Origin of the sequence: Microcoleus sp. SVA1B4 (genome assembly GCF_036700545.1) — a bacterium.
In the GTDB taxonomy this organism is placed as follows: domain Bacteria; phylum Cyanobacteriota; class Cyanobacteriia; order Cyanobacteriales; family Microcoleaceae; genus Microcoleus.
Map to the genome: position 1 here is coordinate 110019 of NZ_JAUBPB010000012.1, position 21325 is coordinate 131343.

14 protein-coding genes and 3 tRNA genes are annotated in these 21325 nt (G+C 45.2%); 8 read left to right on the top strand and 9 right to left on the bottom strand.

Annotated elements, in window-relative coordinates; all coding sequences use genetic code 11:
* Positions 1 to 46: 46 nt before the first annotated feature.
* On the bottom strand, positions 47 to 364 hold the full coding sequence (gene trxA / locus QT987_RS08685) for a thioredoxin (protein WP_333056552.1): 318 nt from the start codon (positions 362 to 364) through the stop codon (positions 47 to 49).
* A 73-nt stretch (positions 365 to 437) separates the two neighbouring features.
* Here trxA and fabG point away from each other — a divergent pair, with 73 nt between their 5' ends.
* A complete protein-coding gene (gene fabG, locus QT987_RS08690) occupies positions 438 to 1202 on the top strand; it encodes a 3-oxoacyl-[acyl-carrier-protein] reductase (protein ID WP_333239029.1) in 765 nt (254 codons plus the stop codon).
* Between the two features lie 104 nt (positions 1203 to 1306).
* On the opposite strand, the gene QT987_RS08695 is transcribed toward fabG, so the two are convergent.
* Together QT987_RS08695 and QT987_RS08700 are read right to left on the bottom strand one after the other, a co-directional pair.
* Positions 1307 to 2653, bottom strand: coding sequence for a pentapeptide repeat-containing protein (locus QT987_RS08695; RefSeq protein ID WP_333239031.1), 1347 nt, complete (start codon positions 2651 to 2653; stop codon positions 1307 to 1309).
* A 270-nt stretch (positions 2654 to 2923) separates the two neighbouring features.
* A complete protein-coding gene (locus QT987_RS08700; protein WP_333239032.1) occupies positions 2924 to 3964 on the bottom strand; it encodes an adenylate/guanylate cyclase domain-containing protein in 1041 nt (346 codons plus the stop codon).
* Between the two features lie 692 nt (positions 3965 to 4656).
* Between QT987_RS08700 and QT987_RS08705 the strand changes: the two genes are divergently transcribed.
* Together QT987_RS08705 and QT987_RS08710 are read left to right on the top strand one after the other, a co-directional pair.
* Positions 4657 to 5790 carry a class I SAM-dependent methyltransferase gene (locus tag QT987_RS08705; protein ID WP_333239034.1) on the top strand — a complete coding sequence of 378 codons (1134 nt, stop codon included), beginning with the start codon at positions 4657 to 4659 and terminating at the stop codon, positions 5788 to 5790.
* Positions 5791 to 6111: 321 nt separating this feature from the next.
* On the top strand, positions 6112 to 7815 hold the full coding sequence (locus QT987_RS08710; RefSeq protein WP_333239036.1) for a lipoxygenase family protein: 1704 nt from the start codon (positions 6112 to 6114) through the stop codon (positions 7813 to 7815).
* Between the two features lie 78 nt (positions 7816 to 7893).
* On the opposite strand, the gene QT987_RS08715 is transcribed toward QT987_RS08710, so the two are convergent.
* From QT987_RS08715 to QT987_RS08735, 5 genes are all read right to left on the bottom strand, one after another.
* On the bottom strand, positions 7894 to 8070 hold the full coding sequence (locus tag QT987_RS08715) for a hypothetical protein (protein ID WP_333239038.1): 177 nt from the start codon (positions 8068 to 8070) through the stop codon (positions 7894 to 7896).
* Positions 8071 to 8253: 183 nt separating this feature from the next.
* Positions 8254 to 9405, bottom strand: coding sequence for a fatty acid desaturase (locus QT987_RS08720; RefSeq protein WP_333239040.1), 1152 nt, complete (start codon positions 9403 to 9405; stop codon positions 8254 to 8256).
* 321 nt (positions 9406 to 9726) lie between these two features.
* Complete coding sequence (locus QT987_RS08725) at positions 9727 to 10992, bottom strand: glutamate-5-semialdehyde dehydrogenase (protein ID WP_333239042.1); 1266 nt, start codon at positions 10990 to 10992, stop codon at positions 9727 to 9729.
* A 4-nt stretch (positions 10993 to 10996) separates the two neighbouring features.
* Entirely contained in the window at positions 10997 to 11401 is a 405-nt protein-coding gene (locus QT987_RS08730) for a hypothetical protein (RefSeq protein WP_333056560.1), read from the bottom strand.
* A 249-nt stretch (positions 11402 to 11650) separates the two neighbouring features.
* Positions 11651 to 11722 (bottom strand) — tRNA-Gly (locus QT987_RS08735).
* A 219-nt stretch (positions 11723 to 11941) separates the two neighbouring features.
* Between QT987_RS08735 and QT987_RS08740 the strand changes: the two genes are divergently transcribed.
* The 4 genes from QT987_RS08740 (at position 11942) to QT987_RS08755 (ending at position 14616) form a co-directional block, all read left to right on the top strand.
* The gene (locus QT987_RS08740; RefSeq protein ID WP_172188980.1) at positions 11942 to 12082 is read left to right on the top strand and encodes a hypothetical protein; all 141 of its coding nucleotides are present in this window, start codon (positions 11942 to 11944) and stop codon (positions 12080 to 12082) included.
* 289 nt (positions 12083 to 12371) lie between these two features.
* Positions 12372 to 14192 carry an ABC transporter ATP-binding protein gene (locus QT987_RS08745; protein ID WP_333239044.1) on the top strand — a complete coding sequence of 607 codons (1821 nt, stop codon included), beginning with the start codon at positions 12372 to 12374 and terminating at the stop codon, positions 14190 to 14192.
* A gap of 197 nt (positions 14193 to 14389) precedes the next feature.
* Positions 14390 to 14471, top strand: a tRNA-Tyr gene (locus tag QT987_RS08750).
* Positions 14472 to 14544: 73 nt separating this feature from the next.
* Positions 14545 to 14616 (top strand) — tRNA-Thr (locus QT987_RS08755).
* A 731-nt stretch (positions 14617 to 15347) separates the two neighbouring features.
* Here QT987_RS08755 and QT987_RS08760 read toward each other — a convergent pair.
* Positions 15348 to 17870: a PhoD-like phosphatase gene (locus QT987_RS08760; RefSeq protein WP_333239046.1), complete on the bottom strand. Its 2523-nt coding sequence runs from the start codon at positions 17868 to 17870 to the stop codon at positions 15348 to 15350.
* Positions 17871 to 18051: 181 nt separating this feature from the next.
* On the opposite strand from QT987_RS08760, the gene QT987_RS08765 reads away from it, so the two are divergent.
* Positions 18052 to 20214 carry a CBS domain-containing protein gene (locus QT987_RS08765; protein WP_333239048.1) on the top strand — a complete coding sequence of 721 codons (2163 nt, stop codon included), beginning with the start codon at positions 18052 to 18054 and terminating at the stop codon, positions 20212 to 20214.
* The last annotated feature ends 1111 nt before the right edge of the window (positions 20215 to 21325 follow it).

Here is a 21325-nt window from a genome sequence, read left to right on the forward strand (position 1 = left end):
ATGTCTATTAGCTGACGCACCCTACGTGTGACATGATGAGCTCGTGCTACAAGAAAGGTTGCACTCGATCGATCAACTGCGCCGCTTGCATCACTCCCTCAATGCGATCGACCTCAGCGCCATTTTTGAACAACACCAAAGTCGGCAAAGCATAAATGTGATGCTGCGACGCCAACTGTTCGTACTTATCCGTGTCAATTTTGACAACCATCAGCTTGTCTTTCATCTGACCACTCACTTGTTCCAAAATCGGTGCCATCATCTGACAAGGCCCGCACCAAGTAGCGTAAAAATCCACCAACACGGGCAAGTCAGAGCCCGATAGTAACTCCTCAAAACTGCTGAACTGTTTTTGAACTGCCATAAGACAAAATAATTTTTTGGGTTCTGGCTCGATTTTAGTGCAAAATTCTCTGGTAGATTGCGAGGATACAATTATGGAATTATTACCAGAGACTTTTCAGAGATTGCGGGGTCAAGTTGCTGTCGTGACCGGTGCGTCGCGGGGAATCGGCCGCGCCGTTGCTTTAACATTAGCGGCAGAGGGCGCTAAAGTCGCCGTCAACTATGCGAGTTCGAGTGCTGCTGCTGATGAGGTGGTAGCAGAAATAGTCACAGCAGGAGGAGAAGCTGTCGCACTTGCAGCAGATGTCTCGAAAACTGACCAAGTAGATTCACTCACCAGTAATGTCATGGAAAAATGGGGACGGATTGACATTTTGGTGAACAATGCGGGCATTACTCGCGATACTTTGCTGCTGCGAATGAAGTTGGAAGATTGGCAAGCGGTAATTGATTTGAATTTAACTGGCGTGTTTTTGTGTGCGAAAGCTGCCAGTAAAATCATGCTGAAACAGCGAAGCGGCCGAATTATTAATATTGCTTCGGTTGCTGGACAAATGGGCAATCCGGGACAAGCTAATTACAGTGCGGCAAAAGCTGGGGTAATTGGATTTACTAAAACTGTGGCGAAAGAGTTGGCCAGTCGCGGGATTACTGTGAATGCAGTTGCACCGGGTTTTATCACTACAGATATGACTAAGGATGTCAAGTCAGATGAGATTTTGAAGTATATTCCGCTGGGGAGATATGGGGAAGTTGAGGAAGTTGCGGGGATGGTGAAGTTTTTGGCGGCAGATGCGGCGGCGGCTTATATTACGGGGCAGGTTTTTAATGTGGATGGGGGGATGGTAATGGCTTAGGATTTGGGGATTTTTTTAACCGCAGATGCACGCGGATTAACGCGGATATTTGCGGTTTAATTGTCAAGAGCGGTCGCACATTTCAGCGTAATTACCCTGCCAAATTAACGCTTACATCTTTCATTAGAAACAGAACCATCACTCATCGTTGTTTGGCAAAATGTAGCGTTGTTCAGACGGGTTTTTGTCATTGTGGCATTTCGCAAATTTACGCGGAATAATGATGTTTTCTCGATAATAGCCTCAGTCAAATTTGCCCCTTGAAAGTTAATATTCCACAAAGTTCCATCTCTTAAATTGGCACGGCTGAGATTACTATCTTGGAAATTGGTATTTATAATAAAAGCCGATCGTAATTGAGCCTCAGTCAGATCGGCGCGTTGAAAATTTGCAAGGCTCAAACTAGTGCTATGTTTAAAGACCTGAATTGTGACAGGATTGAAATTAGCCTGCTTGAGGTTGGCATCCTGAAAATTTGCCAATGTCATGACTGCGCCGTTGAGCGAGGTTTTAATCAGGCTGGCATGGCTCAAATTCGCCCCGGTTAGAACCACCGGAAATGTATTTGCCGGGGTCATAGACGCTCGATCGAGATTGGCATAGGATAAATCGGTTGATTCTAAATTCGACCCGTTTAAGGCTGAATTAGTCAATTTTGCCTGCTTTAGGGAGGCCAGAGAAAGTCGAATTAATTTTAAATTTGTATTGCTGAGATCAGCATTATCTAGAACTGCGCCAATCAAGTTAGCACTTTCTAATCTTGCCCCTTTTAACGTTGCCCCGGCTAAGTTAGCCCCTTCTAAATTAGCCTTTTTGAGATCTGCGCCTTCTAGATTAGCTCCACGTAAATCGCAGCGAATGCAGATGCGGGTTGATAAGACCTGGTTGGTTAGTTCAGATAAATTTTGCGATGGCTTATCGGCAAAAGCAGGTCGTAGCTTGGCTGCAAATTGGGTGGGTTGAAGCAGTTTGGTTCTCAGCATTTTCAACCATTGCTGCTGGGCCTGAGTCAAAGCTTCTAGACTGGGGATTTCGTAGTCGATGATCTTTTTTTCAAAATCAAGGAAGTTGGTTCGGTTTCCAGATGGCAATGACTCATCTGTCATAAATCCGATGTACCCATAAACCTTGGTGTTACTCCAGATTTTCGTCGTAATGGTAAAAATATTTTTGAGTGGAATCACGATCGCTTGGGTAGCGCGTTGGTTACCCAATTTTTCTTGGTGACTGCCGACTTCAATATAAAAAATTAACTTGTTATCTTCGATGACGGCTTTGCAGGGCCCTCCTGGGAAAGCATTACGGACTCTAGACCCACAAGATAACTCAGTACCTGGTAAATTTTCAAGTAGAACTATATTCTGCTGATTCGGTTGAGATTGTGCATCAGATGATCTAGCCAGCAATCCCACAAGAAGAAGGCCAAAAAGCTCAATTAACTTTGATTTCATCGGATTTTCGCAGTCTTAAAAAACACACATCATAATGTACCATATTTTCTACCTTATTTTTACCGATTTTGAATTTATCGCAAGCAACCTTGCCAGTGCAACCTTCAGCCCCAGCCGTTAGCAGGTTAGCAAGTCACAGGTCTAAATCTCGTTGTGATCAAAGGATTTGATCGTTCGGGAGAATAGAAAAATGCGAAGAATTGACTTAGGAATATTCATATTATCGAGGGAATAACAAAAATAAAAAAAGTTGCTCTAGAGTTTTCTGATTTAACTCCAAATTTTGCGAAGCCAATTGCCCGCAGCAGCATATAAAGCCAGTAACTTATTGACAAATTTTTGCCATATAGAAATATTTTTAACCTCGGAAACCACCTCGATTGCCGCGGGCAGCGGCGGCATCCCGACTACTTCATACAGCGGATATTCGCCACTTTTACCCGGAATTGGCACGGATACGCACCGATCGACGATCGCCAATTCTTTCACTTCCTGATAAGTCTCCTCGGAAATTAGTAAACTTGTTCCCACTTGCTTATTAGCAGCCTCGATCCGGCTGGCCAAATTCACCGCATCTCCGATCGCCGTAACTGTCTGACTCTTCGACGCCCCCAAATTCCCCACAACCACCCACCCGCAGTGAATGCCAATCCCAATCCGCAACCGGTGACGGTATAAAGTCTCAAAATAGGGATTGAGTTTCTCTAGTTCCTCCAGCATCTCCACCCCAGCCCTCACCGCTTGTTCCGCCGCCTTGTCGGGATTTTCCAACCCAAACAGCGCCATAAAACCATCTCCCATGTAATTATTAATCATCCCGCCATTGCGGTTTATAACATAACCCATTTTTTGGAAATAGCGATTTAAAACATAAATTATATCGTAGGGCAACAGCGATTCTGCAAACGCAGTAAACCCTCGAATATCGGCAAACAAAATTGCAATTTTCTTCTCTTGACCCACAGGAGTAGAAATCAACTTTCCGGCCATTTCGTCGTTAAATGATTCCAAGTCTTCAGAATCGATCGCCAGTCGGCGCAAAATCACCCTGCCGCCCGCAACCTGTGTCTGACAAGCTAGCCTAATTTCCGGTTCTAGGCGCAATTTTTTGGCAAGTTCCTCTTCCGGCGAAGTGCGGGGAGAACAAAATTCCAAACCTTCGACAATCAATACCCGGCAAGTCGAACATCGGGCGCTACCGCCGCAGATGTGGGTGTGGGGAATGTCGGCACGCAGGGAAGCTTCGAGAATTATATCGTCGTCGTCTATCTCGATCGTGCGATCGTCCGGCAGATAGTGAATCTGTGGCATAGGTGGCGCGTCTAGTTAATTAGCGAGGAATCTCGCGGACATCTGTTATTGCAGCGAACCTGTATGCAAACCCGGTTTCTGGGCATTTTTTCTGTATCCCTGATACCTTAACTATAAGTCGCGATCGGCACTTGCTTCTCGTTTCCTCACCTCAAGCGCCCAACTGACCACGAATTTCAAAGGTGGTACCCGCCACGTGATTTATCCGTGGAATCACTCCAAAATCGAAAATCGAAAATCCTCAAGAAAGAGCATTTATCCGTGGGGTCGCCTCTAAAATCTAAAATCTAAAATCTAAAATCGATTGACACCAGTTTAAAAAAAGAATGCAACTCTAGGCAAGAGTCCAACTCTTAGCTCATCATTCATTTTCAATTCTAATATCTAAAATGGTATAACTGAACACTAAAATTTTAATCTCACCCTGAAAATACCCCAATTCAAGCTCTGGAGTTAATCTCAAATCTCAAATCTCAAATCTCAAATAGACTGACATAATTCTTAATAAAATTCATATCGCCCAAACCCTATAAATCCGTTATCAAATCCCCTTCAACCGCCATATGTTTTTAGGATTTTGGGAAGTTTGGCTGTGCAAACCTGACTTGACAATAGTTTCAGCTTTTTGGATCTCTAACAACCAGCTAATTTTCGTGAGATAGAATAGCAGCATCTTTAAAACCACTATAACCATGACTTCATCAACAGCCCTACAAAGCATCGAAAAACACATTCCCATCGTGGGAGATGTACATAGCAAAAGTCCGATCGCCTACGGAGCAACCCGCCTCGCAGTCAGTGCAGTTAACACGGTGCAAATGGCAGTAGCAGAGTCTTACATCAACGGATTAGAAGTCGCAGATTCAGTATTGCGATCGCTTTTTGATACCTGTATGCCCGTCTTTTTTAAGCATTTCCCCTCCCTGCTTGCACCCTATGAATGGGTACTAACAGAAACAGACCATACAGCCGAAGGGCCGCGGGATTTAATGAAGATTCAGTACGACTTACCTCAAGCAATGCTGAATCCGATGTTAGGCGACGGCAAACTCATTTATCCTAAATACAGCATGGGGTTGTGGGAAAAAGGAGCAGCCAACCTTGAACAATCGCAAATGCAGATGATTGATCATGTGATTGAGAAGCTAGAAATTCAGGATGGCGACAATATTTTAGACTTTGGCTGCGGTTGGGGTTGCGTTCCCAATTACATTCTTTCCAAATTCCCCAATGTCCAGTCTACTGGCATTAACCTCAGCCACCACCAATGCGAGTATATGCGTCAGAAGATGCAAGACCCCGAAAGCTACCTTAGTTCAGGTCGATTTACCCTATATGAAGGCGATTTTAACGACGCCAACTTCGAGACAAAATTTGACAAAATTCTCTCCATCGGAGTTTTTGAGCATCTAGGCAATTTAACGAAAGCTTTCCAAAAGCTAGAATCTTTCCTGAAGGATAACGGCAAAGTTTTCATTCACATCATCACAGTTCGCACTCCCAACAATATATCCAGCGTTTTCACCCAGAAATACATTTTTCCCCACGGCCGTTACTGGAAATATGATGCAATTCCCAGCCACAACAAAGACCTCAAGACCATTAAAAGATGGTATCTCAACGGATACAATTACTCCACAACCTTTGCTAAATGGTTGAAAAACTTTGACGATTCTCAGGCAATACTCAAAGATTTAGACTACGGCATCGACTATGCTAAATTTCGTCGCATCTGGCGGTTTTACTTGATTTGGTTTGTGTCTAATTTCGCGAGTTGCGAGGGCGAATATAACGGCAACGGTCAATATTTAATGGTTCGTGCCTAAGCGCTAATGAGTAGACTCAGCTCAAAAAACCGAACTCCCCGAACCCCGACATCTCAAAGAAGTCGGGGTTCTTGAGTGCGAGCTACTTATCGGGAGGATGAAACCTTTCAACATAGATTTAGGGCGATCGAGAAGTGTTGCCTTCTTTTGAGGAATTTTTCTGAGCTTTAAAAAATCCGGAATAAGATTATCGATCGGTGAATAAGACCTATATCAAGCGTGAGCCTGCACAATACTTTTTAAATTCCATCCTCGATCGGTAGTGATGATCTCCGATATTTTACTACAAAAAGAGAGTTGATTTATACAATGGTAGACAATATGAAACCTTCTCTTCCTCAAGACGACCCGAACCAAGAACAGCGTCGCGATTCCTTGAATCGGCAGCAACAAGCTTATCAGTTTGACTTTGAGAGTTTATCACCTTTGGCATTATTGAAAGATGTGCCAGCAGTCGAGAACTTTTCGAGCAAGTATATTGGAGAGCGGATACTAGCAACATCGGAACTTCCAGGAAATATGCTGGCGGCCGATTCGAGAAGTTTTCTCGATCCTCTCGACGAGCTCCAAGACTATGAAGATTTCTTTACTCTGCTGCCGCTACCTGCTGTTGCCAAAATCTACCAAACCGATCGCTCTTTTGCAGAACAGCGCCTGTCTGGGGCAAATCCGATGGTGCTTCGTTTGTTAGATGCCGGCGATCCTCGGGCGCAAACACTGGCACAAATTTCCAGCTTTCACCCATTATTCGATCTGGGCCAAGAGTTGCAACAAAAAAACATTTACATTGCCGATTATACGGGTAGCGACCAACACTATCGCGCGCCTTCAAAAATTGGAGGCGGCAGCTATGAAAAAGGCAGAAAATTCTTGCCAAAACCGCGAGCTTTTTTCGCTTGGCGGTGGACGGGAATCCGCGATCGCGGTGAACTGGTGCCGATCGCCATTCAACTAGATCCGACCCCAAATAGCCATCTTTACACCCCGTTCGATCCTCCTGTGGATTGGCTGTTTGCGAAACTCTGCGTGCAAGTAGCAGATGCCAATCACCACGAAATGAGCTCGCATTTAGGTCGAACTCATTTGGTGATGGAACCAATCGCGATCGTCACCGCCCGACAGTTGGCTAAAAATCACCCCCTTAGCCTGCTGCTGAAACCGCACTTTCGGTTTATGTTGACTAACAACGAGCTGGCGCGTTCTTATTTGATCGCTCCGGGCGGGCCAGTCGATGACTTGCTAAGCGGTAGCTTGCCAGAGACAATGGAAATAGCTAGAGAGGCTTGCAGTAACTGGAGTCTGGATCAATTTGCCTTCCCAACCGAACTGAAAAATCGGGAAATGGACGATCCAAATCAACTGCCTCACTACCCTTACCGAGATGATGGATTGCTGCTGTGGAATGCGATCGAAACCTTTGTCTCCGGCTATCTCAAACACTTTTACCCGACGAAAGAGGCGATCGCAGAAGATGTGGAACTGCAAACCTGGGCTCAAGAATTAGCGTCTGATAACGGCGGTAAAGTCAAAGGAATGCCAAGCAAAATCGACACAGTTGAACAATTAATTAAAATTGTCACAACTGTAATTTTCACCTGCGGCCCGCAGCATTCAGCCGTCAATTTTCCCCAGTACGAATACATGGCTTTTGCCGCCAATATGCCCTTGGCAGCCTACCGGGACATTCCCAAAATTACCGCTTCTGGCAATCTCGAAGTGATTACAGAAAAGGATATTTTACGGTTGCTTCCTCCGTACAAACGAGCGGCTGAGCAACTGAAAACTATGTTTATTTTGTCAGCTTATCGATATGACCGTTTGGGTTATTACGATAAATCTTTCCGAGAACTCTACCGGATGAGCTTCGACGAAGTTTTTGCGGGAACCCCGATCCAACTTTTAGCCAGACAGTTCCAGCAAAATTTGAATATGGCAGAACAAAGGATTGATGCTAACAATCAAAAACGAGTCATTCCTTATTTTGCTCTCAAGCCTTCGTTGGTGCTAAATAGCATCAGTATGTAGGAGTGTATTTTTGGGGAGTAGGGGGGGGGGCGCCCCCCCCACCCCCTACTCCCCAAAAGAAAATTCCTTTGCCCATTCTCAGCTTTTGTAGTCTTCAGCGATCGAGCAATTCACACACAATGTACCAGAGGAATCAGTGAAGGTAACTTCATCTTGATAATGCCGGGGTGTTTCCAGCAGCAACGTCCAAGCGTCGCCAGCATCGATTAAATTCATGCGATCGGGATAGTGAATTTTCAACAACTCTTGCACCATAATATCGCCATTACTAATAATACAAATAAATAGAATTATCTTTCTGAATCAACCCGTGGGAATATTTTGGATGTAGAATTATAAGCCTGACGGGGTTGTTATCCCGTCAGGTGAAATTGCTCGTTAGCGTCGGTTTCTAGTTGTAGTCTGGGGGGAACTTGTGAGCGTAACGGGTGTATTTAGCTATGGCAAAGGTGTTACAGCAGAATTATCAAGAGGGCAATTTACCGAAGTTTCCCCTAAATAATCAGTTAACGTAACTTCATCTTTGTAATGCCGAGGAGTTTTCATTAACAATTGCCAAGCTTCACCAGCATCCAGTAAATTCATCCGCCCAGGATAGTGAATTTGGATCAACTCTTGAACCAAAGGGTAATAGTCTGAGTTAAGACTAGGGAAAATATGATGCTCCGTGTGATATGAAAAATTGAAATGCAACAAATCAACTATTTTGGGAACCCGTATTGAAAGACTATTAATCAGCGGGTCATTAACACTCGTCATCCGACAAATCAGGTGATTTGTGTAGATATAAAACATTGCAACTGTATGACCGATTGCTAAGGGTAGCAAGTACCCAAGAACGATTTTTAGCGCATGAAACTCTAAATAGAATAAAATGCTAAAATGCAGGCATAAAACCGCAAACAACTCAAGAGCAATTTTCAATCTATCTTTCTGACTAACTGTGAATGCAGCGGGCACATAATCCACAATTTTATTATTAAACAATAGGCTCGACGAGAGGTGGCAAAATTGATGAAATAACCACGATGCTGGAAGTCCTACTATTAATAACCAAGATGGATTATCAATCGCTGGCGCAAAGAAATTATGAATCCATTTTCCCCAACTATTCGGCTGGTGGTAAAGGTAATTGCGATCCGGATCTTCTAGATAATTTGTTTGACTGTGATGTACAATGTTATGAACATATTTCCACTGAGTAGAAGGCATAAACATCATTGCAAACCCTAGAAAACTAATTATATGATAAGTCATACGAGACTTTTTATTGACGCTACCGTGCATGAAATCATGGGCGAAAAATCCCATAGTTACGATACTATTACCCATAATTAAAGCTAAAGGTAAATAAAGCCATAGAAGATAGATGGGCCACTGATCTAGACAATCGGCAATCCCCCAACCCAGTAGCAAAATGGCCATATTAATGAACAGTATAACCAACTTGCTAGCATCTGGTTTAAAGGCTTCTGATGGCAGAAGTGGACGCAATTTTTTAACATATACCGAGTGGTGAATTAGCGTTTCTTTGCCTAAAGTCGCCGCTGCAGTTTTGTCTAGAGTATTGAGTGATTTTTCTGATTTCATGTGATCGCTAAGAGTGTTTTCATGTCAATTAATAAGTTTCTAAATTTAATTAGATTCCGTACCCGATTTTAGATTGAACCCACACATAAATCCGGCGGCTTATTGTTAGGATGCGGAGATTTTATCTGTCTCCACTGCGGCTATCCTGCAGCTTGTGATCAAATTGCTTTAGATCGAGGCGGCCTGATTGTTCTACCAAGATATTATTGTATCCTATAAAAAGGTTTTTGGGACAAATATTAAAGGCTTACGCATCGATAATAGTTTCCCACTTTTCAGTTTGGTTTAATCTCAATAACCAATCTTAAATAACCTATAAGATTAAAAAAGTCCGTTTCCCTGAACAATTTCTTTAATTGTCGTCAGCGTATCTAACCCGATCAATCCCCGGCGATAACCTTTTTGGTTGGACATTCCCAAAAATATCGCATCTCCCCGATTTTGATAGCGCCAAAACCGAGGTGAGGCATTAATAAAAGTTGAGGCGCTGTTAACATCCAGAGCAAATTGGCGACTTTCTAAGTAAGATTCAGTGGCAATACAGTCAGCGTGACCACTGCTGTAGCGGTTGATCCAGCCGATCGCAATCTCTAAACTATCGACAACTTTAAACGCTATGGTTTTGTTTAAATACGGTTGAGTCCACTCGTATGTTTCAGCCAGCTTCAAGTCTGGGAAATCTGCGACGAGATCCGCATCGCCGCTAATTTGAAAGCCTTTTTCTTTTAAACTGTTCCACAGCCTGACTAAGGAAGAAGGCTTTTGGTTGCGATCGATGAGCACTTTCTCGATCGCATTAACAGGATCGGGCACGCTTTGATGGCTGTCCAAAATCATCCACCTTGCCATCTCCAAACTGCCAGTCGGCGACCAATAAAGGTAACAATTTCCCATTGCCGACCTCAAAACTGGTGCTGTGCACAACCTTACCACCTGCTGCACCAAACTTGGTCTACCGTAGGGAATAATTAAATTGAGATATTGGTCTTGAGTGACCAATTCTCTGATCGAAGCGCCCCGATCCGGCGGCAGTACCTGCAAACATCCCGATGGCAAACCGACCTCATCGATCGCCGAAACCAAAGCTTCCCCAATTACAGCATTAGTTTGCCAGCTTTCGCTGCCGCCTTTAAGAATCAAACTATTAGCGCTTTTGAGAGACAAACCCGCAGCGATCGCCCCCAACTCTGGAAACGCCTCGTAAATTAGAGCGATCGCCCCCAGTGGTAGCGACTGACAGTAAACCTGACAGCGATCGACCTGATAAGAAGCATTGATCACCCTGCCGATCGGATCTGGCATTTCCCCCAACCGTTCCAGAATTTGCACAGTTGTCTTGATCCGTTCCGGCGTCAGCTTCAGCCACTCCACAATCAATTCGGGAATCGCCATGTCCCGACTCGCTTCTAGATCCAGAGTATTTGCTTCTAAAATGTCATTTTGTCTGCGTTTCAGCGAGCCCGCCATCGCCTGCAAAGCTGCCGCGCGATCGGCACTCTTTGTCGCCGCCAACTCCAAAGAAGCTTGATAAGCCCGACGCGCGACATTTGCGGCATCTGATGAATGGGTAAAATCCTCTATTATCATCTAGCTAACGCCTGTAAGCCAGCCATACCATCAGCGCCGGCAGCATTGCTAGCAGCACGGCGACCATTGCCCACAGAATAATATTCGGGCCCGGCGAGTGTAGCGCCAAGGGCAACCAAATCACTAGCGGCACCAATATCATACCCAAAGCCAGTGGCAAGTAATGGGCTTTCAAACCCGGATGCGCTCTGTTCCACTGGTGCCCTGTCCACCGCCAAGCCTGCTTGTAAGGATAGTTCGTTGATAGTTGCTCGATCACGTCTCCACTTTCGTCCAATACAAATATTTGTTGACAGCGGTTGCAGCCAAAGGCTTCTGTCAACGTTATGGGAACTAGACGACCCCGGCGTCGGCAAGGACAGGGGTACTCATCGTTTAAGTCAATCTTGGGAGCTTTTTGAGATGGCACTAGCGATCGGATAAAAAAAGCGTTTTTGCAAAAATAATCGTTAACATATCCACTTAATCAAACTTGTCAATTCCGCCAAAGCGAGGCTTTCAACTGCCTATTCCGAGATATTGCCCGATCGGCAATTTTGACTTACAAGTTCTGCATTCAATCTTACCACTAACTTAGGTATTTTCAACCATCATTAGGAGTATACCGAAAACTTTCTTGATCTACTTTCCGGTTTTCTTGATTTTGTTTATCTTCTAAAGCGGGTGACGCGATTCGAACGCGCGACATTCACCTTGGCAAGGTGACGCTCTACCACTGAGCTACACCCGCATTTCCTGCGGTATTAACAATATTGTCTCAATTCTCTAAATTTGTCAAGTCTTTTTAGTAAGTTTTTTTCACAAACCCAGTAAACCCCCCCCAAACCCACTCCCCACCTGCAATTTCAGCAGCCAGATCATTAACCAAATCAGTAATTGCCGTGAAAATTGACCGCCATCGACCCACGGCAAAGCTACAATCAAGCTGGAATTGTGGGAGAACACTGTCATGTCAGATTTAAATCGCGGAATCATGAAGTTCAAGGGAGCTGACAGTCCTATAGCGATCGCCATTTCGGCGATTGTCATTGCCGGCGGAATCGGCTTCTTGATCTGGTGGGCGCTGCAATCAGCCTACACCTTCAGCTAACAGACGACTCAAAGGTAAAACTTATAAGGCATTGCTCAGAAGGCAGAATTTAAGAAAAATTCTGTCTTTTGCATTTTTTGGCCCTTAGTCTGGAATTGATTGCCCAGGAATGCGGATCGATTGCTGACGATCGAATGATTGCCATAAATCACCCGATCGGGCGAGTCGCTAGCATGAGCCGAGATGAATCCCCGATCGACTACTTTTGTAGTACACTTGTAAACACGGCGCGCCGAGAGCGCAGTTCTAAATGCAAGTGTTTGCAAGGGTTGTATCTCAACAAAAATTTATGGCAAGCTTTCAGGACATCTTCAAATACTACAGCCGCTACTGGAAAATATCACTTTACAGCATAGGCGCATCCAGCATTTTGGCACTAGCCGATTTGCTTGTTCCTTACGCGATCGGTCAAATATTAAACGTATTGTCGGGTCAACCTACAGATACAGTAACGCAAAAACTCATAGCAGCGATCGCCTCTGTTACCCAGCAGTCACCCAACAAAATATTATCGCTATCCGTCTTGCTCGGCATAATTTTTCTGGTAACAGTAGCCAAAGCACCGATCCAGCCTTGGGTAGCAAATTGGTTCCACTGGGCGATACCATTGAGGGCAAGGCGCGATCGAATGAGAAGTGCGATCGGCAAAATCCTCACCTTACCCCTAGAATTCTACGACGAAAACAACGCCGGACGGATTGCCAGCCGCATCGCCAAAGGCATCGCCAACCATACTTGGACTTACCCAGAAATTGCCGGCGACTTCATCCCCGAAGTCGTCCGCTTAATCGGCATTTTTGCCGTTATCTGCTTAATTGAGTGGCGGATTGGCTTATTAATTTTGGTTTCATTCCTATTTATCCTCAGTTTCACCCTCAAAGGCCTGCAACAGGTGACTGCGCGGGAAGAAATTCTGGATGAATACATCGAAGATACAGAAAGCCGCAACTCGGAAATTATCACCAACATCAAAACAGTCAAAGCTTTTGCGACAGAAAGCGATGAACTCAAAAGGCAAACCACCCGACTCGATCGCGAATTAAAAGTCGTGATCCACCGCATTCACAAAGGATACGTCACCTTGGGGACATACCAGCAGACGATCGTCCAGTTGTGTTTGTTTTCAGTTCTTGGTTTTAGCCTAGCAGCCACGGTTGCAGGCAAAATTTCCCTCGGATATTTTGTTACCGTCTACACGTTGGCAAGCATGGCATATTCCCAACTGCGTCCGATTAGCATTATCGCCGAATCATTGGCGCGGCGTTATTCTTCAATGATCCGGTTCCACGAGTTTATGCAAACGCCCGACGGTGTTGATGCGGTTAATTTAGCAGAAAATGCTCGATCGGCACAGCCATCTTATAAATTTACCGGCAAAGTTGAGATCAGCGGTTTGACATTCGGGTACGACAGTCAAAAACCCGTTTTGCAAGATGTGAATTTATTGATTCATCCCCGACAAACTGTAGCATTAGTCGGGCGATCGGGTTCCGGGAAATCGACTTTAGTGAAACTTTTGTTTCGCTACTTTGAACCCAACTCCGGCCGCATTCTGATCGACGGCGAAGACATTTGCAGCTTAGACGTGACTCGCTACCGCCAGCGTTTAGCCATTGTCCACCAAGAAGTAGACGTTTTTAACGGTACTTTGCTGGAAAATTTGACTTACGGAAACAGAAACGCCACTTTCGAGCAAGTTGAGGATGCTTGTCGCATTGCCAAAGTAGACGATTTTGTGCGGCTGTTGCCCCAAGGTTACTATACCGTGGTCGGGGAGAGAGGAATGCGGTTGTCCGGCGGCCAGCGGCAGCGGTTGGGGATTGCCAGGGCGCTGTTGGTGGAGCCGGATGTGTTAATTTTTGATGAGGCTACTTCTAGTTTGGACTATGAAAGCGAGCGATCGATCCAGATAGCCATGCGAAATATCCTCGGTACGCGCACCACCATAATTATTGCCCACAGACTGAGTACAATTCGCGAAGCCGATGCGATCGTCGTACTCGACGGCGGTAGAATCGTCGAAGTTGGCAGCCACGAAGAACTTTTGAGTCAACAAGGTATTTACCGCCGCCTGCACTCCCTGCAAGAAACCGGGGAATTAGTGAATTAGGGATTTGGGCTAAGTCTAGACTTAGGGTGCTCCGGGCACGCACCCAGCCTAGACTTAGCAATGCACACCTTAAACAGTGTTCAATTTTCCCGTCAGCCCCTAACTCACTTATGTGTTATCAGCTAAATGATTAGAGTTTTAAATATAATGTTGCAAATAAAGATTCTGGTGCTAGGATGTATAACTGTGATGGAAATGGGTCGATGCCCGAGCGGTTAATGGGGGCGGACTGTAAATCCGCTGGCTACGCCTACGCTAGTTCAAATCTAGCTCGGCCCACCTCAATTTAATAAAAAGTTAAAATTTAAGAATTAAAAATTAATTTTTTAATTGGAGATTCTTAATTTTTTATGCCCGTGTAACTCAGTGGTAGAGTACCTCCTTGGTAAGGAGGAAGTCACGAGTTCAAATCTCGTCACGGGCTTTCTATTTTCTGCTATATCCATCAAGGGTTTCACGTTTATCGAACAGCAAGAAGGTTAGTTTTCCGCTGAACTTTCGTGCTGATGGTTTTCTAATATGTCCCAAACAACTTCCATATCTGCCAAGTCCGCCCTCGACTTTTTGCGTATGGCTTTTAACTGATTGAGCAAGTCGGCCGGCTCTAGGAAATCTGCGACTGTCGGAGAAACTTTGTTGCTATCTTTGGTAGTGTTGGGTCTGTTAATTAATATCGATCGTACCCAGAGTCTAGCTCATAAGCACAGTTTTGAGATCACTGTTAGGAATGAGAATTAAATAACTTGCATTTTTTGTAGGTTGGGTTGAGGGACGAACCCTACGCTTCGCTCCACCCAACGCCACGCTTGATTGTTGGGTTTCGTTCCTCAACCCAACCTACGAAGTTATTTAATCCACGATCCTTAGTGGCTGGCAGTATGGCTAGTTGAGAAGGGTGTAACATCTCAGTTCCAACTGACATCTTGCACCCTTCTCGATAAATCTTTTATGAACAGGCTTTCCGGCCTGTTCCACAATAAAATTCATCTCTTGTGGAACAGGCCGGAAAGCCTGTTCTTGAGAATGGTGTAACATCTCAGTTCCAACCGACTTTAGCTATGAGACTAGGGTTTCTCCTCCGGCGGACACTGCCACAAACCGATCACAATATTGTACCCGTATCGAAATCCCCGACTTCTTCAATAAATCGTGAATCTAATCATCCTCATCCAATCCCAGTGGCACAAAATATTGACTATAAACTACACTATCCGGCTCCCAAAGAGGCCGCCAATAAATATTTTGCATCACCGCCTTCTCCCCATCATCATCAGCCGGCCACTGAAAACTGACGATCGCAATATTGCTATATCCCACAATCTCATCACCCTCTTGCAGCCAGCGATTGCGCCACAACAGCGATATAAAATTCCATAACCTACGCCGGAATGACAATTGTTTATTTTTATGCGATCTATCTGACGCAGTTCCATTTTCTAGCTGCAAAAACACGCGAGCTCTTTGCCGTTTAATCCAGTCAATCCGATAGCCCCAATCAGGCAGAGATTGTCTATTTCTGACAGCAGCCGCCATAGCCTTCTTTCTGCCACCCCTCGAAATCTTCATTAATTCCAGCGGCTCATTCCATCCCAAACATTCGTGCGATCGCTCAGGAAACAGCGACTTAATCTTAGTATGAACTAAATGCGTTGTCCACTCCTCATTGATCAAAGCACTAGCAGTCAACTGCGCCAACACAGAATTTTGACAATTTGACTTATCATTCGCCCCCTTCAAAGGCTCAATGTTCGATCGAGAATCGCCAAAATGACAATCAGACCAATAACTCAGTCGCACAGCAGCAGCATAGTGAATATCCCCCGTCAACACAATCACCCGATTGCGCTGCTTAAAAAATTCCACCAACAGCTTCACAAAAGCTAACTCATGAAAATTCCAAGAATCCCCCGCATCACTATTAAAAACCTTCCCCTGTTCCACATCCCACTTTTGCACCGCATCAATAATCGACAAACCCACCAAATTTGTCGGCACAACCACCAGCGTCGCCTCAATCTCAAACTCCCCAGTTTTATTCAGCAACTCAGTCTCCCTCAAAGGTTTCTGAATTTGCTCCTCAAAACCTTTGTGAGTCAAAAGCATCGGTGGATCGATCGCACTTTTCACCGGATACCCCCGCCAATTCCGCGTATCCAGCACAATCACCTCGTGCTTAAAACTTCTCACAGTAAAATGCCAATTCAAAACCTCAGTTACACCCTCGTCATCTCGATCCAAAATAAAAACATCTTCATCTAATTTCAACTTAGGCAAATGAGTTTTTGGATCGAGCGCGGGAATTCCCAAATACGAAGCCGCATCCTCCCAAGCAGAAACATCAGTCCCCGCCGAAGCAGACCATTTTTCAGCAGCCTTGAATAATTTATCTCCCGGTTTTTCGCGATCGAACTGTGCAGGCGTATTTCCCCAAGCCTGAAACACAGCGTAAGCCAGCAAAGCATTCTGCACTACCCGGCGGCCCAGCGGCTTCCCCAGCACCCGGTAACACCACTCTCGATTCAAATAAAAATCGTCGCTAACATCATGGTCATCGCAAATCATATAAGTAGGAATATTCGCTAGCGCCCTCCTCACTCTCCACAAATTGCGAGCAAAACCGTTAAGTTCAACAACTTCTCTATCCCAGACTTTTGCCTGCTTAGAATTTGGGCAAATATCCTTACCCTTCGGAAAACTTGTGCACCAGAGTACCGGCGACCAAACTAACAAATACATCGCATAATATTCGCCCAAGCTAAACAAGTGACTTTTAGCATTTTTGGGTTTATTCACCAACATCGCCGTAAAGCCGCCAAAATCTCTGGCAATATCGCTGCGAGTCCCCGGCTGTAACTCAATTGGTTTTTTGAACTGATACTCAGCATCCGACGGTTTCTGAATTGGCGACTCTCTAAAAATTTCCCTCTCTTGGTCAAGTGCAGTTTCGTTTTCCGAATTTTTAGGTATACTGATACACAAATTCTTTTTTATTTGGGCATCATCCATCAGGGGTAGACTTTCTTCCCAGCCCAACAGTGTATCGCCAGCGTCAGTCAAGGCCCACAGCATGGCATCGGCAACGTCGTCGCCGTAAATTTGGTCGCCCGTTAAAAACAGTTGGTGGGGCCTGCTATTTGCCGTTCCTGCAAACTGTTCGATCGAATTATCCAAGATGGGCAGCGCATCTCTGCCGTCTCCGTGGGGCTTACGACAAGAACCGTGAACGATACGCAAATAGTTTAAATCCTGCGGCGGCAGGGCAAAAGTGGGCAACTGGTGAGCGAAATAACTAATCGTCTCCGGCCCCAAAGCCGATAAATCAGGGGTGGCAGGCCACAGGCAAGAAATGAGATTTTCTTTCTCATTTTCTGGGACTGCACCCCCGACGTTCGACTCGCTACTCCCAGTAAACTTGATGTCATAAGCATAAATTTGCCCAGATGTCAAGAGGTTGCTGTTAATTGGTTTAGCAGTCACGGCGACTACGTGCAGGTATTTGCCGAGCTGCACGGTAGAGGTCGCACCTTGGAGCAAGGGCCGATCGACAATTTCGCCGGTTCCGCCCTCTGTCGAATAAACCTTGAGTTCGACTTGGCGGGGGGCTTTCAGAGCCAGCCAAACTGTCACGGCCCGACTTTCAGTCCGGCGCAAAATCGGGCCCGCAAGGATAAGCGGCAAGTGATGAATTCGATGACTTAAGGGAGTCCACGACATAGGATTTAAAAAATAAAAATTAAATAAGAGTGTTCTAGCAATCAGATTTTAGGCGATCGAGCATCTATCACCCGCTTAATTAATGCTAAGTCTGCCAACCCAAGTCTCCAAAATTGTAACAACTCATTAAGTAAAATTAATAATCATGCTACAAGAAGAACAATTACAACATTTTCGAGATTCAGCTCCGCAGTTGTCGGTAATTAAATCATCAGAACCGGCCGAACGCCCCAACAGCCGGCCAATCTACTCCTCGCCTTTAGATCGGGCGATCGACCGCCACCCCCTCACCGTGGCTCCAGAAACCCCGATCGCCCAAGTGTTGGCTCTCATGAACCCGATGCGCGTCTCCTGTCACCTTTGTGGCGAAAAACAAAACGCTGTTGCTAGCGCAGCCAAGCGCAGTTGCGTCTTAGTCGTGGAAGATAATCGCCCGATCGGCATTTTTACAGAACGGGATATCGTCAAGCTAACTACCGTCGCAGCTTGTACAGTCGGACTGACAATTGCTGACGTAATGACTCGATCGCCCATTACTCTCAAAAAATCCGAGTCTCCAGATATTTTCACAGCTATCTTCACCTTGCGCCAGCACTCCATCCGGCATTTGCCCGTAGTGGACGAGGACTCGCGACTTCTCGGCATCATCACCCGCGAAGCCATTCACGAAGCCCTCCAGCCGATTAACTTGCTAACCAATTTGCGCTGTGCAGCAGATGTCATGACGCACCAAGTCATTTCTGCCACAACAACTGCCTCAGCCCTCGATTTAGCCCAGCTCATGGTCAAGCATCGAGTTAGTTCCGTTGTCATTGTCAAAGAGCAAACTCAGCATCCCGATCGGGCGATCGCACCAACACAAAATTACCAAATTCCGATCGGCATTGTCACCGAGCGCGACATCGTGCAGTTTCACGCCCTCGAACTCAACCTCTCGGAAATCCCCGCTGCAAGGGCCATGAGTGCGCCTTTATTTTGCATATCTCCCACCGATTCCCTCTGGAGTGTCCACCAGTCCATGCAGCGCCACTGCGTCCGCCGTTTGGTAGTAGTTGGCAGCCAGGGAGAGCTTTTGGGCGTTGTGTCTCAGACAAGTTTGCCGCAAGTTTTTAACCAATCTGAAATGTATGGGACGATCGAGCTGTTACAACAAGCAGTGGACGATCGAGCCACCCAATTGCAGAAAGCCAACGAACTTTTGCAGCAAGAAATTTTAGAGCGGCAGCGGGCCCAAGAAGCCCTGCGCCAAGCTCACGACGACTTAAAAAAACAAGTTGAAGAACGCACCGCTCAACTTTTAGAATCAAATGAATTGTTGAGACGGGATATTATCAAGCGCCAGAGAGTCGAAGAAGTCCTGCGGCGAAAGCAAACTTGCTTGAAAAATCAAGCACAGCAATTAGAGCAAACTGTGCGAAAGTTGCAGCAAACTCAAACTCAATTAGTGCAAACCGAAAAAATGTCTTCTTTGGGACAAATGATTGCCGGTATCGCTCACGAAATTAACAATCCTGTTAATTTTATCTACGGCAACCTTTCCCACGCCAGCCACTACATCAAAGAATTGCTCCAACTTTTGGGACTTTACCAGCAGCACTATCCCGAACCAGTCTCGGAAATTCGGGAAGCAGCAGCAGAGATGGAAGTCGATTTTTTGGTAGAAGACTTATCTAAGCTAGTGTCTTCTATGCAAGTAGGAACCGAGCGCATCCGCCAAATAGTTGTGTCGATGCGTAATTTTTCGCGATCGGATCAATCTAACATCAAGCTCGTTGACATTCACGAGGGACTCGAAACCACTTTGTTGATTTTGCAGCATCGGCTCAAAGCCCACGGCCCACATCCAACTATCCAGATTATTAAAGAATATGGCAATTTGCCCCACATCGAGTGCTGTGCTGGTCAGATCAATCAGGTGTTCATGAATATTATCGGCAATGCTATTGATGCTTTGGATGAAGAAATCCAGCAAGGGGAATGGGCGGCGAGAAATGCGAAAAATTCACCCCCGTCAAATCCTAATTCTCCATTGACTGTTCCCACAATTACAATTCGCACTGAAGTTGTTGGCGGCGATTTTGTGGCGATCCGCATTTGCGACAACGGGCGGGGCATACCGGAGGAGATTCGCCGCCAATTATTTGACCCGTTTTTTACTACCAAACCAGTCGGCAAGGGCACTGGATTGGGACTGTCGATTTCTTACCATTTAGTTGTGGAACAGCACGGGGGGCGACTAGATTGCGTTTCGGAAGCTGGACGGGGCACTGAGTTTGCGATCGAGATTCCGATCGTCAGTCGTCCTTAGTCACCAGTCATACGATTTGAGATTTGAGATTTTAGATTGAAAAATTGAATAATTGGAAATGACTCATTAAGCTCGTGGTTTGGATCGCGGGCTTACAGTTGCATTCTTTTTTTCAACTGGTATCAGAGGATTGAATAATTGAATAATTGGAAATGACTGATGAAGCACGTGGTTGGGATCACAGGCCTACAGTTGCATTCTTTTTTTCAACTGGTATCAGTAGTCATTGGGAAGAAATAATAGACATCGTGCAAAAAATATATGCTAGAATAAAGGCTTTGGCTTAATTGGAGGAAATTGCAGGTTGAACTGATTTTCAGGACATGATGCTCAAAACAGCATAAAATGCTAAAAAGGTGTTTTGTAGTTACATAATAAATCTATCGATTTTATCAAAATTTGAAACCGGAGCAATTTAAACAGAGATGTGGTGTCCTGATTCAAACGTTTAAAGAAAGGGTTAACACTTGAGAACAATTCCGGCTAGAAAATCCTCAAGCTCAACGAGGACGCCGAAGCGCCTTCACTCTTGAAGAACAACTTTTAGTTGCCTAGGAATATTGGGGAGAATATCGAACCTATTTTCGGGGACAAATTGGGGAGTATCCGAATCAACGATTAGCCGAATTGTAACTAACATGAAATCAACTTTTTTAAAAAAAATGTGAAAATTTGGTATTCCTAGGATAAAAGCATTGTTCAAAGGTTTTGGGCGTCAGCAAAGTTGTGGTAATGGATGTCACATAAACAGACAGCTATCGAACGAAAAAAAACCCGAAAAATACTGTTCACGAAATAAAAAAAACACAGCCTAAAAATGCAAGTAATCATTAATCAAGACCGTAAACAGATTATTTGCCTAAATTTTGAACCTGGGCCTGGCCACGATTTCAGCTTGTTTAAAAAAAAGCAATGTTCATTTCCATCCCTCAACCGATAGTTCACAAGATACTGGCTAAGCTGTGGAGTATTTAAACCAGTAACGAGGCTTGTATGGTGCGTCAGGAGTGAACACTTACGCGCTTAGGAATGAGAATTAAATAACTTCCACAAGTTTGTGGGATGGGCGTCCCGCCCGTCCCAAAAGGACGGGCGGGACGCCCAACCCACA

What these genes read in the sequence shown, in the direction of transcription:
- QT987_RS08740 (WP_172188980.1), top strand. Translation starts at nt 11,942, where the DNA reads ATGTCAGATTTAAATCGCGGAATCATGAAGTTCAAGGGAGCTGACAGT.
- fabG (WP_333239029.1), top strand. Translation starts at nt 438, where the DNA reads ATGGAATTATTACCAGAGACTTTTCAGAGATTGCGGGGTCAAGTTGCT.
- QT987_RS08710 (WP_333239036.1), top strand. Translation starts at nt 6,112, where the DNA reads ATGAAACCTTCTCTTCCTCAAGACGACCCGAACCAAGAACAGCGTCGC.
- QT987_RS08695 (WP_333239031.1), bottom strand. Translation starts at nt 2,653, where the DNA reads ATGAAATCAAAGTTAATTGAGCTTTTTGGCCTTCTTCTTGTGGGATTG.
- QT987_RS08715 (WP_333239038.1), bottom strand. Translation starts at nt 8,070, where the DNA reads ATGGTGCAAGAGTTGTTGAAAATTCACTATCCCGATCGCATGAATTTA.
- QT987_RS08720 (WP_333239040.1), bottom strand. Translation starts at nt 9,405, where the DNA reads ATGAAATCAGAAAAATCACTCAATACTCTAGACAAAACTGCAGCGGCG.
- QT987_RS08765 (WP_333239048.1), top strand. Translation starts at nt 18,052, where the DNA reads ATGCTACAAGAAGAACAATTACAACATTTTCGAGATTCAGCTCCGCAG.
- QT987_RS08700 (WP_333239032.1), bottom strand. Translation starts at nt 3,964, where the DNA reads ATGCCACAGATTCACTATCTGCCGGACGATCGCACGATCGAGATAGAC.
- QT987_RS08705 (WP_333239034.1), top strand. Translation starts at nt 4,657, where the DNA reads ATGACTTCATCAACAGCCCTACAAAGCATCGAAAAACACATTCCCATC.
- QT987_RS08745 (WP_333239044.1), top strand. Translation starts at nt 12,372, where the DNA reads ATGGCAAGCTTTCAGGACATCTTCAAATACTACAGCCGCTACTGGAAA.
- QT987_RS08725 (WP_333239042.1), bottom strand. Translation starts at nt 10,992, where the DNA reads ATGATAATAGAGGATTTTACCCATTCATCAGATGCCGCAAATGTCGCG.
- trxA (WP_333056552.1), bottom strand. Translation starts at nt 364, where the DNA reads ATGGCAGTTCAAAAACAGTTCAGCAGTTTTGAGGAGTTACTATCGGGC.